The sequence below is a fragment of the Endozoicomonas atrinae genome (assembly GCF_001647025.1).
In the GTDB taxonomy this organism is placed as follows: Bacteria; Pseudomonadota; Gammaproteobacteria; order Pseudomonadales; family Endozoicomonadaceae; genus Endozoicomonas; species Endozoicomonas atrinae.
In genome coordinates this window covers 1-701 of sequence record NZ_LUKQ02000694.1, presented here as the reverse complement: position 1 = coordinate 701, position 701 = coordinate 1, and the positions used below count along the sequence as shown (strand labels likewise).

1 protein-coding gene and 1 pseudogene are annotated in these 701 nt (G+C 40.8%); one reads left to right on the top strand and one right to left on the bottom strand.

Annotated elements, in window-relative coordinates; genetic code table 11:
• Positions 1 to 183 precede the first annotated feature (183 nt).
• Complete coding sequence (locus AK963_RS30110) at positions 184 to 510, top strand: hypothetical protein (protein ID WP_066018847.1); 327 nt, start codon at positions 184 to 186, stop codon at positions 508 to 510.
• A 15-nt stretch (positions 511 to 525) separates the two neighbouring features.
• Here the strand turns inward: AK963_RS30110 and AK963_RS32895 are convergent.
• Positions 526 to 701: pseudogene (locus AK963_RS32895) on the bottom strand (IS256 family transposase); the annotation flags it as partial.

The window sequence follows — 701 nt, the reverse complement described above, 5'->3', positions numbered from 1 at the left end:
TACTGTCCAGAGCAGACTTAACTATGATTTCCATGAGAGGAGGTATCAACAGATAGATTATTAGGATTCTCTACTCTGGTTGATTCCTCTCATGGTTGCCTATTTCGGAAAACTGTCCGGACTATTGCATTAAGTCAGCTTGCAAAAATTAGATAAAAACTCATATAAGAAAAGGATATCATAATGAGCATACACACGAAGTCATTACCTCAGCACATCAGGTTTGAGGAGCAGGAAATACTTGATGCAGATATATTACGGCTGAACAGTGTTTACTTTCTGAAATTACGTGAGATGGCAAAAGAAGATCCACAAACGGCATCTGTAATATTTGGATGTAAACCAGAACTTGTACAGGCGATAGCTGAAGCTTCTGTGGATACCTATCAATCAATTATCAGTGCCGTAGTCGTCCAATTTAAGCCATCATTCGATCAAAGTCTAATGATAGATCAGCTCAAGAGTCCATCGGATGCCAAAGGGCTAGAGCCTGTAAATAATTCTGTGTAAACGCCACCAAAACTATTACTCCTTGAACCGGTCAGGAAACATAATTTCAAACCGGTTCATGGCTGCTTTCCAGTTCCTGATCGGCATGGTCCATTTCTCGGAAGCTTTTTCCATGGCCAGATAGATTACCTTCATGACTGACTCATCAGTCCGAAAAATCTTCCGGTTCTTGATCGCCTTACTAATGACGC

Bases quoted from the DNA above. Each gene is read 5' to 3' on its own strand.
- AK963_RS30110 (WP_066018847.1), top strand. From the start codon at position 184: ATGAGCATACACACGAAGTCATTACCTCAGCACATCAGGTTTGAGGAG.